The sequence below is a fragment of the Vibrio sp. OPT18 genome, assembly GCF_015163615.1.
In the GTDB taxonomy this organism is placed as follows: domain Bacteria; phylum Pseudomonadota; class Gammaproteobacteria; order Enterobacterales; family Vibrionaceae; genus Vibrio; species Vibrio coralliirubri.
Genome location: NZ_JADDYK010000005.1, coordinates 42,112 through 53,846, shown reverse-complemented (window position 1 = coordinate 53,846; position 11,735 = coordinate 42,112). Strand labels below are relative to the sequence as shown.

General features: G+C 40.6%; 16 protein-coding genes. 15 read left to right on the top strand and 1 reads right to left on the bottom strand.

Annotation, left to right across the window (positions count from 1 at the left end; all coding sequences use genetic code 11):
- The first annotated feature begins 103 nt into the window (after window positions 1-103).
- From parA to IQQ51_RS00430, 13 genes are all read left to right on the top strand, one after another.
- Window positions 104-739, top strand: coding sequence for a ParA family partition ATPase (parA, locus tag IQQ51_RS00490; protein ID WP_193840066.1), 636 nt, complete (start codon window positions 104-106; stop codon window positions 737-739).
- Between the two features lies 1 nt (window position 740).
- Window positions 741-950, top strand: a complete 210-nt coding sequence (locus IQQ51_RS00485; RefSeq protein ID WP_193840065.1) for a hypothetical protein — start codon at window positions 741-743, stop codon at window positions 948-950.
- Window positions 951-1,822: 872 nt separating this feature from the next.
- Entirely contained in the window at window positions 1,823-2,284 is a 462-nt protein-coding gene (locus tag IQQ51_RS00480; protein WP_193840064.1) for a hypothetical protein, read from the top strand.
- A gap of 2 nt (window positions 2,285-2,286) precedes the next feature.
- Window positions 2,287-2,544 carry a hypothetical protein gene (locus tag IQQ51_RS00475; protein WP_122053617.1) on the top strand — a complete coding sequence of 86 codons (258 nt, stop codon included), beginning with the start codon at window positions 2,287-2,289 and terminating at the stop codon, window positions 2,542-2,544.
- A gap of 138 nt (window positions 2,545-2,682) precedes the next feature.
- The gene (locus IQQ51_RS00470; protein ID WP_017086664.1) at window positions 2,683-3,312 is read left to right on the top strand and encodes a site-specific integrase; all 630 of its coding nucleotides are present in this window, start codon (window positions 2,683-2,685) and stop codon (window positions 3,310-3,312) included.
- A 203-nt stretch (window positions 3,313-3,515) separates the two neighbouring features.
- Window positions 3,516-4,259: a hypothetical protein gene (locus IQQ51_RS00465; protein WP_102258076.1), complete on the top strand. Its 744-nt coding sequence runs from the start codon at window positions 3,516-3,518 to the stop codon at window positions 4,257-4,259.
- A 50-nt stretch (window positions 4,260-4,309) separates the two neighbouring features.
- Window positions 4,310-4,495, top strand: coding sequence for a hypothetical protein (locus IQQ51_RS00460; protein ID WP_017086662.1), 186 nt, complete (start codon window positions 4,310-4,312; stop codon window positions 4,493-4,495).
- 9 nt (window positions 4,496-4,504) lie between these two features.
- Window positions 4,505-4,741, top strand: a complete 237-nt coding sequence (locus IQQ51_RS00455) for a hypothetical protein (RefSeq protein ID WP_102258075.1) — start codon at window positions 4,505-4,507, stop codon at window positions 4,739-4,741.
- 14 nt (window positions 4,742-4,755) lie between these two features.
- A complete protein-coding gene (locus tag IQQ51_RS00450; protein ID WP_102258074.1) occupies window positions 4,756-5,076 on the top strand; it encodes a hypothetical protein in 321 nt (106 codons plus the stop codon).
- A gap of 227 nt (window positions 5,077-5,303) precedes the next feature.
- Window positions 5,304-6,032 (top strand): endonuclease, encoded by a 729-nt coding sequence (locus IQQ51_RS00445; RefSeq protein WP_322632730.1) that lies wholly within the window; start codon window positions 5,304-5,306, stop codon window positions 6,030-6,032.
- Window positions 6,033-6,719: 687 nt separating this feature from the next.
- On the top strand, window positions 6,720-7,721 hold the full coding sequence (locus IQQ51_RS00440; RefSeq protein WP_193840063.1) for an ArdC family protein: 1,002 nt from the start codon (window positions 6,720-6,722) through the stop codon (window positions 7,719-7,721).
- Window positions 7,722-8,258: 537 nt separating this feature from the next.
- Window positions 8,259-8,471, top strand: a complete 213-nt coding sequence (locus IQQ51_RS00435) for a hypothetical protein (protein ID WP_193840062.1) — start codon at window positions 8,259-8,261, stop codon at window positions 8,469-8,471.
- Between the two features lie 59 nt (window positions 8,472-8,530).
- The gene (locus tag IQQ51_RS00430; protein ID WP_193840061.1) at window positions 8,531-8,959 is read left to right on the top strand and encodes a hypothetical protein; all 429 of its coding nucleotides are present in this window, start codon (window positions 8,531-8,533) and stop codon (window positions 8,957-8,959) included.
- Window positions 8,960-8,990: 31 nt separating this feature from the next.
- Here IQQ51_RS00430 and IQQ51_RS00425 read toward each other — a convergent pair whose 3' ends face one another.
- The gene (locus tag IQQ51_RS00425) at window positions 8,991-9,377 is read right to left on the bottom strand and encodes an H-NS family nucleoid-associated regulatory protein (protein ID WP_193840060.1); all 387 of its coding nucleotides are present in this window, start codon (window positions 9,375-9,377) and stop codon (window positions 8,991-8,993) included.
- 1,060 nt (window positions 9,378-10,437) lie between these two features.
- On the opposite strand from IQQ51_RS00425, the gene IQQ51_RS00420 reads away from it, so the two are divergent.
- Both IQQ51_RS00420 and IQQ51_RS00415 read left to right on the top strand, forming a co-directional pair.
- Window positions 10,438-10,824, top strand: coding sequence for a hypothetical protein (locus tag IQQ51_RS00420; protein ID WP_193840059.1), 387 nt, complete (start codon window positions 10,438-10,440; stop codon window positions 10,822-10,824).
- Window positions 10,825-10,903: 79 nt separating this feature from the next.
- On the top strand, window positions 10,904-11,245 hold the full coding sequence (locus IQQ51_RS00415) for a type I restriction endonuclease subunit M (protein ID WP_193840058.1): 342 nt from the start codon (window positions 10,904-10,906) through the stop codon (window positions 11,243-11,245).
- Window positions 11,246-11,735 lie beyond the last annotated feature (490 nt).

Genomic DNA, 11,735 nt, shown 5'->3' with positions numbered 1-11,735 from the left:
ATTTTTGAGTGAGTATAGTAATTGAGTAATTGAGTAATTGAGTAATTGAGTAATTGAGTAATTGAGTAATTGAGTAATTGAGTAATTGAGTAATTGAGGGCGTATGGCAAATATTATTGCGATTTTAAATCCGAAGGGTGGAGCGGGTAAGACCACTATAGCATTACATTTAGCAAGAGCTTTAAAAGAGTACGGAAGTGTTCTATTAGTTGATTCAGATCCTCAAGGGTCTGCAAGAGATTGGGCTGAGCAAGGTGGCGGCAATTCATTCCCTATTGTTGGGGTAGATAGGGCTGGAGCTTTAAAAAGTACAATAAATCAATTGGCTAATGGGTACGAATGGATTGTTATCGATGGTGCTGCAAAATTAGAAGAAATGGCAGCCCATGCAGTCAGTGCATCTGATTTAGTTATTATTCCTATACAACCTTCGCCTTTAGACTTGTGGGCGTGTGAAAGCTTGGTAAGTCAGATTAAGCAACGACAGATTATAACCGATGGTATACCTACTGCTGCTTTTCAAATATCAAGAGCTAAGAAAGGAACAAACTTGGCAAGAGAAGTGCGTAAAGTTGTGGCTGATTATGATTTGCCTTTATTAGATGGCAATATTTACGATAGAACAATATTTGCTAGAGCATTGTCTGACGGTATCACTGCTTTGGATGTGGAACCAGATAGTGCAGCTTCATTTGAAATCAAGCATATGGCAAAACAGATTATCAGAGGTTTTGAATAAAATGCTAAAAGTAAAAAAAATAGGAGAAGGGCATCAACATCCTAAAATTGATGACGTAAAAAAAGTTTTAGAAAAAGAATCGGTAAAGAGATTGAATGCTGATTTACCTAAAAGTTTTTATCTGCAAGTTAAGAATTTTGCAAATGAAAAAGATAAATCAATAACAGATATAGTTAAGCTAGCGTTGGCAGATTATATGAAGAGTAATTGAGTAATTGAGTAATTGAGTAATTGAGTAACCCTCTCGATGCGATCGCCAAACCTATCGAGAGGGGCAAATCAACCCATTGGAGAATCAAGATGCAAATGAATTGTAGCATCACTCACACCCTTAACCAAAGCCCTACTAACGCAGAGTTAGAGAAGCTGGCTAGCATGATAGAACAAAAATGGTTCACGCCCAGTCAGCAACCAATTATTGCCGCCTTCATAAGCCGCAATGCGATCAAGAATTTCCTGGAGGGATGTGAGTAATAATATTTTACCGTGCGAAATTTCTTGGGTGATGATTATGTACAATATGTTAAATAGGCTACTTTAGTACAACTTTTGCAAGCTTCACTTGCAAAATCGAGAAAAGAGATAAAAACCTACCCTCTTCTTTCACTTTACCCCCTAAAAGCATTCTGAAAGTTAATTACATAATTTCACCAAATGTTAATGATTTGTAAGTCGATTTTGTTTCGCCTAGTTTTTTTATCTTAATCCTCAAAATGATCAGTTTTCTCTATATTAGTGATACTGACGCCGCTTCGCTCTGTCGGCTTCATACTGACCCTACATGCAAGCATATAGCAGCCAGCATGAACCATACGTAAACAAGGACTCATTAAACTATTCATGAAGGTGGTTGTTGTGTTGAGCATTGGTAAACTTTTGGCAAAACTTACCAACGGTTAAGCAAAAATTTACCACCACTACATCTAGTGGCTTTTGCACGAACCGGTTAACCACATCTTGTGCTTTATCCGTTTTTCCCTCTTTTTCTCATAAGCTTAAATATCTTGCTTAAAAATTGGCTTTGTGTATATTTGCACTTATGCAAAAATGCATTTTCACACAATTACTATTTTGGAGAGTTATATGCTGACAAAAAAAGGAACGCAAATTCTCGATGAGCTGGCATCAGAACAAAAAGCTGATTTAGAAGATCGCAAAAATCAATTCATCTTGTCTGACCTTTCAAATGCAGTAAAAGGTCTTGTAGGGTTAATCCCTCAGTTTGTGAGCGGGTTTTGTCTTTGCTTTGTGGCTCTTTTAGGTTTGTTATTGATGGTGTTAGATGCGCCAACATTGCAAGCGATGATAGATGCCCCTGTTAATGAGGTGGTAGCTGCAAAAAATGACTTCCTTTCTTTCTTTTCGGTCTTCTTTCTCGTGATGTTTATGCTCTACGCTGTTGCTCGTAAGTTAGATTTACATAAGAGTTCCGAAGTTGATTATCAAAGACAAGTAAACGCTTATCACAAAGAGAGCACTCGCCAAATTGAACTCATTGAAGAAGTTCTTCATCGTCACGGCCTGATCAACAAAAAGGAGCTGTAACCATGAGTAATGCAATCGAACTGATCAATGTATCGAGCTTAACTGAACTTACGCAAGACAAAGCTAAATCGTTAACGGCAGTAGCTAAACCTTTTAATGGGGATTTACTACAAGGTCACTTGTTGCATGTATCAGATGATCAGACTCAATGGGTAGTTTCGACTTACCTGAGCGACAAACCCAAGCTGTATAAACGCTCTGACGCACTACTTAAAGAAGCAAAGAAATTGGGGTTATCACAAGTGACCTTTGAACTCTAACGCCCTTCCTCTCTAGCGCACCGCCTTGGTGCGCTCGTTTTCCCCTAAAGCCAGTAATTCCAATCCTTAGATCACTGATTTCTAAACTTGTCACTGTTAGCGTGTGTGTTTATTCATGCAAAACAGGAAAATGCACACATGGCACTACCAACGCTCATCGAGGACAAAGACAAAACTTGGATCTTTAAAGTCATTACACAGACACCAGAGCCAGAGCTTAATGCGTGTCTAATGGGATTTTTCTTGGGTAGTGGAATGACAACACTAGAGGTATGTCGCATCCAAGTTCGAGACATTGTTAAGAAGAACGGACACCTAACAAAATGCTTTGCGATTAAAGGCGATGTGAATCGAGATTTTTATCTGTCCAACATTAAGCTACAGAATCTTATCAAGAACTACATTGAGCAACGGCTAAAAGATGGTGATCACCCCGATCAATACAATGCTTTTGATGCTGATGAACCATTCTTTAAGCGTAGGAATGGCGACCATTTTAAAATCAAGCATAGAACCACAGAGAAAGGTAATACGACTTACCACTGTAATGCTTTAAATAATCACATCAAACGATTGTTGGCTGATTCTGGTATTGATCAGCCTAGTATTCTAAGCGGTAGACGCACGTTTGCTGTAAGGCTTAAACGTCATGGAGTAGACGTTCCGACTATCCATTTGATGCTTGGAAATAAGAGCCTTGAAACCACGTTAAGACTTATAGAGACAGATACTGTGAGTATGCTAGCAATTGCAGATATGGCTTTTTAAAATATGCTAGACATATATGACGGGTGTATGTAGTGTGCTTTTATTAGCTACAAACAAGTGAGCCACCCTCGAAAGGGTGGCTCTTAAACTCGCTACCTGTTGTCAATACTGTTTCCAGCGGAAGAGGACAGGGCTATCACAACAAGAGGATTAACCTCAGTTGTTTATAATAATACACAACCTTGATACAGAGGGCAAATAATTTGGATTTGGAAGAGATCAAGCAAGGACTTTCTACAGAAAAACTAGAGACCTATCGTCAGGTGCTCGACTGTAAATCTGATAGTGAGTTGATAGCCGTTTATATGGCGATGCAAAGTATAATGTCTCAGTTTTTCTCAGTAGTTCAGCTACTTGAAGTGACGTTGAGAAATTCAATCCATAAATCAGCAACAGAATGCTTTGAAGATGATGAATGGTATAAGCGAATTCCTCTAAGTCAAGAGTCTCGAAAACAAGTCGATTTTGCAGAACAGCAGTGTTTAAAGGATGTAGGCGCTCGATATACCAGTAACGATCTTGTTTCTCGATTACCGTTTGGATTTTGGGTTCACATGTTACACCGAGACTACAACAACCCTCGCAACAGAGATCATAACCTATGGCAAACACAGTTGGATAAGTGTTTCCCGAACGCTAGAGAGAAGAGAGTTAAACTCAATACATTATTTCAGAAAATGGGAGCATTAAATAAGTTCAGGAATCGTTTATTCCATCATGAGCCAGCATGGAAAGGTAGATCCACTCGAAACCGAGTTGATGCTATTGAGTTTCTTCTAAAAATGTTCAATGAGCACACGGACGCTATTTACTTACTATCTACTTCTAAACGAGAGCTTATTACAGTGTTAGGGTTTGAAGAAAAATTCAATCAAGAGTGTAATATCAAAAACTTAGAACGTTTTGAATCGTTGTTAGCTCCTGAGAGTCGAAATACTGGCGATTAGTGAGCTAGACATATTTGACAGGTAATTAAATTGGAATATACTAGACACATATGACAGGTAGAAATATTACAGAGTTTCAGCTTATAGCAAACGCTAAAGGTTGGAAGTTTGAAGAAATCGCAAAACGTTGGGGTAAGTCCGAACGCCAGTTATCACGGATAGCAAAGGCGGGTGAACAGCGTGACTTAGACGCTGTGAATGGCCTACCAAACAAAGACAACGAACAAAAGGGATAAAAAGACATCATGTTTTTTGAGTTCTTTGATTGGAAAATTAAAGCAGGAATAATTATTACCGTTGCTCTTATGTTGGGTAGCGTAATCAGCTTCATTGTTGCGTGGACAGCACCAGTACCAACCGATGCATTATCAGCCGTAACCAAATATCTAAATTATCGTTGGTTTGCTTTCTTTGCTGTCAGCACATTGTCTATTGGTGCGGCAACAATGAAGTATCACGATAGAACACTAACACGTTGCTAAGGGAAAATTTTCGCATGAAAACAAGTCAGATTTTGGAATTGCTAAGAAAGGCATCACCAACATTACAAGTCAAGATTCAACATAAAGAATATGGTGTACTACCTGTTGGTAATGTCTACCATGAACCGCCAAGAACCTTCCTGCAAGAAGCAAAAGAGGAAGGGGTATACTCTAATGTTAAAGGGCTATTAGAGCGTCTTGAAAGTATTGATGCCACTGTTCCTTTTGATGCGGATTTAACTTCTGGTGATGATTGGAATTTCCAAGAAGTGCAAAGTGTGTTTGAAAGCGAAGGAAAAGTCCTTATTCAAATTTCTGATCCAGTTTTTAATTAAGGGGAATAGACGATCTATGAAAACAGCTCTCATTTTACTCATGTTAGGCGTTGGGTTGGTATGGTCGCTTTTACCTAATCAAGATATGACTAGTTTAGTTTCGTCATCAGAGCGTCTAGATAGAGTGTTTAAAGACAAGGACGTAAGCAGTCAAAACAATATGCAAGTGTTACTAATTAAGCTGTGTGCGTCTGTAGACTCATGCGGCGAATAAGAGGGGAATTTTTGTGAAAAGAGCTTTTGCTATTACCGTTTTATTGTTGCCTCTTTATGCCGTTGCCGGTGGTAATGAATCGATCGAATCTTTCAGCAAGGCCAAGCGACTGCTTGAGCAAAAAGTCTATTTCGATAACCGTGAAACCTTGTATTGTGCCGCCCGTTTCGATGCCAAGAAAAACATAACTCTACCCGTTGGGTTTAAAACCGATAAGCACGTGAAACGTTCAAAACGTGTCGAGTGGGAACATGTCGTACCCGCTGAAAACTTTGGTCGTACCTTCTCTGAATGGCGCGAGGGTGATAGCCAGTGCGTCAACAGTAAAGGCAAAGCCTTTAAAGGCCGCAACTGCGCCAGTAAAGCCAATAGAGAGTACCGATTGATGCAATCTGACCTCTATAACTTGTTCCCTGCGATTGGCTCAGTTAATGCGATGCGCAGTAACTATAACTTTGCGATGCTTCCTAACGAACGCTCTGACTTTGGTTCTTGTGCGGTGAAAATCGATAATCGTAAAGTAGAGCCGCCTATCAGTTCGCGCGGTCGTATCGCTCGTACCTACCTTTATATGGATCATACGTATAGTCGCTACAAAATCAGTAACCAGCAGCGCCAACTTATGAACGCATGGGACAAACAATTTCCTGTTAGTGCGTGGGAATGCAAAGCCGCTCAGCGTATCCAGAAGATACAGGGTAACGTGAACCACATTCTAAATACTCGATGTAAACAATCTTGAGCTAACGGTGGATGCTATATGCTTTTTTCTCAGCGCTCCAAATTGACAGTTTTAATCATGGTACTTGTCTCGATCATGGTTGGGTTAGCGATTGGTCGTTATTCTACTACTTGGGGCGCGGCTTCTATCATCATTATGTACCTCTCTCTTGCTATTACTGCACACTCTATTGGAAAGGTTAAATATAATTAAACCTTATTCGTATATATACGTTTAAGCGACCTTTTTGTTTGGGCTTTCTCCTCTTTTTTTGACGTTCTCGCTACGCTCGGTTCATTCCGTCGCTTCGCTCCTCCCGCGATAAGTTACGTCACTGTATCGAGTAAACTCGATGTGACGTTAACTTCCTGCGAACAATCACCCAACGCAAACGCAAACGCAACTACGCTATGCGCCTGAAGCGGCGCGCTTCGCTAAAGCATTTCCGTTCCTGCGGAACATCAACAAAGAATTTCACTTTCTCCTGATAAGTGCTTGTAATCGCGGCTCGCTGTCTCGTGAGTCATTGTGTTTCCTATGTGCGTTATTCATCACCGTTCTCGCGTCTTCCTGTTAACCGTCTCCTATCAGAACCTATCTCGCAAGGGTAAATGAACGCTTCGCGCCCTTGCAAGATAGAACCATGACAGGAGGCCGGACAGTCAGGCGATACCGAAGATGAAAACACACTAAATAGGAAACACTGCCATGACTCACTCAACTGCAATCCACTCAACAATCACTAATCAGCAGCAAGCGACCAAGTTCTCGAACTTGGAGTCGAAGGACTCCTCCAAAAATGAAATGGAAAAAAAACGCAAAATTGCCAAAACAGGTAAGAACGCAAAAAAACGCCCAGTGATGAAAGTGGCAAAAGATATGTACCAAATCGTGACAGATCGCGTGATTGCAGCCCTTAAAAATGGCGTTAAACCGTGGGCGTGTCCTTGGGATAGAACAAACGAATGCTCAATGCTTCCTATGAACTTTAAATCTAAAGCAGCATATTCTGGCGTTAACATCCTTTTGCTTTGGTCTGAAACGGTCGAGAAAGGTTTTTCAAGTCCTTACTGGTTGACTTTCAAACAAGCGGCAGAATTAGGCGGTAACGTGATCAAAGGGCAGAAGGGGACGGCAATTATTTACTATAAAACTTGGGAAAAAGAGGACGAGAACGGCGAAAAAGAATTTATCCCGATGTTAAAAACGTTTGTGGTGTTTAACCTAGATCAAATTGAGAATATCGAAAAGCCAGCCGTTAGCGTAAGTGAAAAGCGCGTAAAAAATGAATTTATAGCGCTAGACCACGTAGAAGCAGCTATCGCTAAAACGAATATCACGATTAACCATTGCGGCGTTCGTGCTTTCTACTCACCGACTCATGATCAAGTTACGCTTCCTTTGGTTGATCGCTTTAAAACATCGACGGATTACTATGCAACGGCATGGCATGAACTGGTACACGCAACAGGCCACAAGAGCCGTTTAGATCGTGATTTGAAAAATAGTTTCGGTTCAAAAGATTATGCGTTCGAGGAATTAGTCGCCGAGTTAGGCGCGGCGTTTTGTTGTGCGGATTTGGGGATAGTGGGTGATGTTCAGCATGAAAGTTATATTGCAGGGTGGTTAGAAAAGCTCAATAGTGACAAGAAATTTATTTTTAAGGCTGCAAGCCTTGCAAGTAAAGCCCATCAATATCTTATCGGTTAATTTGATACCAGCCTACGGGCTGGTTTTTTTGCGAGCGAGGCTCATTCTTCGCCTCGCCCCCAAATGAACCTAAAGGCTCAATCGAACTAACCCACATACCAACAATCGGCTGGAAATAGCCCTAAAGGTTTCCAGTTGTCCTCATGTTGATATGATGGATAAGTTCGAGTTGTGCGCTGATTCTTTCCTTGTCATCCGACTATAACCATTAGTAATCGCTGGCCATAAAGTGGAATGATGCAAATTGCATCGAGTATCGTTGAATGTTAAGCGTAATCATATCTTAGCAGGATGAAGTGTGTTTTTTGATGCTGGTATTACCGTGATATTGGTTTGAATTTGTATTTGTTGGTTGTCAGCTTCTTACTCACTGCGTGAGCGCGTTCTAGTATTTATCGCGTAGCGATAAATGTACCTACTGGTTTTTATGGCAGTAATTGCGGTTATTTACTGCCTTTTTGGTGTTTCTTTGGGGGTGATTAAGGTATAATAACGGTAAGGTCAGACAGTGGGTTTGATCATATATGGAGAAGTTCAATGAAAGGTTTTCTTTTTGTTGAAGGCAATTGCCCTAATGCGGCTTTCTGGTTAACTGAAAATGGTTCAGTATCTCGAAAGTATCACCCTGAATTAATTGGTTGTGTTGTTATCGACCCTAACTGTGATCCTGAATTACTTATTAGGATGATTTTAATGACAAGGCCAGCCGCAGGGAAATTTACGGTTGATTGGCTTAATAGCATTGGATAACCAATCAAAGAGGGGCAAGGATGCCCCGTTTTAGATTAACTTTGATAAGGTGATAAATAATGAGAATTAACCCAACGCTTTTTGATTTGCCAAAAGAAAAGCAAGAAAAAATCCGAGAGCATTTTGATTATGAGTTGGATTTGGCGTCGAGGCATTGTGCGTTAGTTCATTTTATGAATCACCACATTGATCGCCCTGATAGCTATCGTTCAATTGATGATCCCTTATATCGAGATCCAACCCCAGAAGAGATCACAGAAGTGATTGATCACTTGGCTGATATTCATTCCTTAGGGGTCGTGTCAAAGCAGTTGGGGTTAAGAAGTAAATCTAACCCGACACGAACATTAAATCGTTGGAAGTCTGGAGAGAATGAAATTCCTTATCCAGCGTGGCGGTTGTTGTTGGTTTTAGATGGTCGCGTCGTAGAAGTGAATAGAATCCCTGATGCTGATGGGCAGAAGGCATGGGCTAAGTTTTTTGGATAAAAAGAATCCAGCTTAGCGCTGGATTCTTTTTTTAGATCAAGAAGTCGTCAAGATTTTTGTCTGCGAGAGCTGACGGGGTACGGCCTTGGCCTGTCCACGTTTTCTCTTTGCCGTTCTCGTCAGTGTAACGGTATTTTGCAGGACGTGGGGCGCGTTTGGCTTTTTTTGCTGGTTGATTAGAAAGAGCTGTCATTAAGTCGTTTATATCAATTCCATCTCGCTTCAATGTATCGGTAATTTCTTTGAGCTTGGCTTCTTTTTCTTCACGTTCGGCCATAAGCTCGATTTCTTCGGTTTGGCGCTCATCAATCACTTTGGTTAATTTTGCTAAAGCGTCTTGAAGTTGTTCAAGAGTTAGGTCACGAGAAAAGGCGCGAAGAGAGCGGAGATTTAAAAGGGTGCTTGCTAAATCTGACACAGTTGTTTTTCCTTATTTCGGATGAATTACCGATATGGGGGTAGTAAATGAAATGTCAATGTTATAGATAATAATAGTTATCGAAATGATTTCGCCTAATTAACCTGGTTTGATTCGATGGCTTTTTCACTGTTCTAGAAATGCACTTTGCACCAGTGTTGGATGCTCTGTCGATCTCTTTTTTTATCATTTTCTCTAAATTCGTTCATTTAAAAGTGATCCACTGCTGCTCTCAGGTGGTCGTAGTTTCTCGCTGAATTTCCCCCAATCTTTCCACATGAAGGGCTTTTTGCTTTGGGCGTTACCCTACGGGCAGGGCTTTTCGCTTGTATCTTCCAGCTATGGGCTAAGAGTGTCATTGCCCAATTAAGTCACGTTCGTGCCTTCCCTGGGCGTGACGCTCTAAAGCCCCTATCTGAAAGGATATCGCTGCAATCCTTAACGCACTTCGCTATGCGCCTGAAGCGGCGCGCTACGTTAGAGCATTCGCTCTTCTGCGAAGCGCTCACAAAACCCTTACTGCCTTCAATTAAGTGCGACTAAAGGCTGCGGTTTTTATGCGCCGGATTTTCCTTTCCACTCGTATCAATTTTCGGGCTCGCAAGCTGTTTAACCGTCTCTCAACAAAACCAGCTTTGCAAGGGAAGTACACGCTGCATCCCTAAAGCAACAAGTTGCTAAGGGCTGCTAGCCCCTTGTCAAAGCCAGTTGTGTTGCGAGCTCGGACAGCTAAGCGGCTCCGAAAAGTGATACTCAAACAGAAAGGAAAACCCCAAATGGCGCAACAAACCTCAACCTTAACTCGCACTAATTTGAATTCAGTAACCAGCGTCTCGACGCTGGACCTCGAAAGCTCACCAAAAAATGATTCCTCTTTGGTTCAGCGCAAGCGTCAACGTGATCTGAAAATTCTAGACCGATTAAGAGAAATTCACGGGTTGCAGAGAAAATCTAACCCTGTTCGCCATATTATGTTCGATCCTTTGAATTACGTTTGCACTGAACACGATTGTATTAATTTACATCGCCGTTAATTAATTTATACCGAAGGAAAATAACAATGAAATATCTAAACGATTACACCCAAGAAAAACAAACGGCACTGTTTAATGAAATGGGCGCATTTTTTGCCTTTTCTAATGAGCAATTTGATCAGCAGAAAAAAGAGGGCGTTAATTATGTATCGCTTGGTTTTGGGTTTATTGCACCAGAAGAGAACGCAAAAATGATTGTTGAAAAATTAGACGCAATTACAAAGGAGGCAATAACGCAAGATATCGAAGAGAACGGCAAGGAAGCCATTATTAGGCGTGAACTATTCAACCATGAATGTTTTTACACGAACGACATTATGGATTGTGTCGAAAAGCTCAGTAAGTACGGCTACACATACGATGATGTTTATCCTGTGTATAGCCATATTTGCAAGGCCGAAGATGTTTATTAATCACCAATAAAAACGCCTAGATATTTGTATCCAGCAAATATCTAGGCAGTGCCAAATTATTAACCAGAAAGGAAATAAAATGAACGATTCAAATGCTACCCTAAACAATGAGCAAATAACAGAGGAAAATTACATTTGCACCGCTATTCCATTTTCACTAGGTCAAACGGTAATGACGCAAAGTGTTTCTAGTTTGATCGACGAAAATCGAGGGGCTAATTTGAGTTTATTGATCTTGTTACAGAGACACCAAAACGGTGATTGGGGAACAGTGCTAATCGAAGATAAAATATCGAATGATGAAGCCACACGGGAAGAAGGGCGCGTAATGTCGAGTTATAAACTTTGCGGCGAAAAGATTTGGATCATCACCGAGTGGGATCGTAGTGTGACCACAGTATTATTTCCAATTGAATACTAATGATTTGTTAATTGTCAATCAAAAGTCAGCATAAAGCTGGCTTTTTTTGTATCTCGCAAACTTCAAATATAATGCGCTTAATTCGCATTGTGACCGATTTGATTGTCTTATGCGTCCTCGCTATTCATTCAACAATAAAACCTTTCAGCGTGAAATACAGCGCGAATCCTAGCCTTTATTTCGATAATTAACCGAGTGAATCCCCTTTTTTATTTTGCAGTCGCACGACAGGAAGCCGATCATGGCGAAAAGTCAGGACACAAAGAAACGTAAGTGATCACGTGATTTATAGCTTTCTGAAAAGACCACACATTACGCACAACTTCGTTGAGCACTAAGTGGTTGTCTGTAAAGGGAAATTCGGATTTTGAAAGTTTGAAAAATTTCCAAATCAATATGAGAAAAATCGTGTGACACGAGTGTATAGTATGTATAAATTCGTGATAAGTGTTATTTATCAGTAGCTTGGTGATTTCGTGACACGATTTGT

What these genes read in the sequence shown, in the direction of transcription:
- parA (WP_193840066.1), top strand. Translation starts at nt 104, where the DNA reads ATGGCAAATATTATTGCGATTTTAAATCCGAAGGGTGGAGCGGGTAAG.
- IQQ51_RS00420 (WP_193840059.1), top strand. Translation starts at nt 10,438, where the DNA reads ATGAAATATCTAAACGATTACACCCAAGAAAAACAAACGGCACTGTTT.
- IQQ51_RS00455 (WP_102258075.1), top strand. Translation starts at nt 4,505, where the DNA reads ATGTTTTTTGAGTTCTTTGATTGGAAAATTAAAGCAGGAATAATTATT.
- IQQ51_RS00435 (WP_193840062.1), top strand. Translation starts at nt 8,259, where the DNA reads ATGAAAGGTTTTCTTTTTGTTGAAGGCAATTGCCCTAATGCGGCTTTC.
- IQQ51_RS00470 (WP_017086664.1), top strand. Translation starts at nt 2,683, where the DNA reads ATGGCACTACCAACGCTCATCGAGGACAAAGACAAAACTTGGATCTTT.
- IQQ51_RS00415 (WP_193840058.1), top strand. Translation starts at nt 10,904, where the DNA reads ATGAACGATTCAAATGCTACCCTAAACAATGAGCAAATAACAGAGGAA.
- IQQ51_RS00480 (WP_193840064.1), top strand. Translation starts at nt 1,823, where the DNA reads ATGCTGACAAAAAAAGGAACGCAAATTCTCGATGAGCTGGCATCAGAA.
- IQQ51_RS00475 (WP_122053617.1), top strand. Translation starts at nt 2,287, where the DNA reads ATGAGTAATGCAATCGAACTGATCAATGTATCGAGCTTAACTGAACTT.
- IQQ51_RS00460 (WP_017086662.1), top strand. Translation starts at nt 4,310, where the DNA reads ATGACAGGTAGAAATATTACAGAGTTTCAGCTTATAGCAAACGCTAAA.
- IQQ51_RS00430 (WP_193840061.1), top strand. Translation starts at nt 8,531, where the DNA reads ATGAGAATTAACCCAACGCTTTTTGATTTGCCAAAAGAAAAGCAAGAA.
- IQQ51_RS00440 (WP_193840063.1), top strand. Translation starts at nt 6,720, where the DNA reads ATGACTCACTCAACTGCAATCCACTCAACAATCACTAATCAGCAGCAA.
- IQQ51_RS00485 (WP_193840065.1), top strand. Translation starts at nt 741, where the DNA reads ATGCTAAAAGTAAAAAAAATAGGAGAAGGGCATCAACATCCTAAAATT.
- IQQ51_RS00450 (WP_102258074.1), top strand. Translation starts at nt 4,756, where the DNA reads ATGAAAACAAGTCAGATTTTGGAATTGCTAAGAAAGGCATCACCAACA.